1 protein-coding gene is annotated in these 264 nt (G+C 66.3%); it reads left to right on the forward strand.

Annotated features, from left to right (window positions below; genetic code table 11):
• On the forward strand, nt 1–264 hold a 264-nt coding region (locus SB754_RS20915), incomplete at both ends, for a cation:dicarboxylate symporter family transporter (RefSeq protein WP_410784270.1).

Genomic DNA, 264 nt, shown 5'->3' on the forward strand with positions numbered 1-264 from the left:
TCCTCGGCATCGGCTCGATCGCCAAAGCAGCAACGGTGGGCAAGGTCGGCGGGCTGGCCCTTGGCTACTTCATCCTCATGTCCACCTTCGCGCTGGCCATCGGCCTCGTTGTCGGAAACCTGATCCACCCGGGAGAGGGCCTGAACATTGCCGCCGGCGCCGGAGACGCTCCGAAGGTAGCCGAGGACGCTGAGGGCATGGCAGGCTTCCTCCTCAGCATCATCCCCACCACGCTGCTGGCCTCGCTGACGGGCGAGAGCATCC

The sequence above is a fragment of the Leifsonia sp. SIMBA_070 genome, from assembly GCF_046534635.1.
Lineage (GTDB): Bacteria > Actinomycetota > Actinomycetes > Actinomycetales > Microbacteriaceae > Leifsonia.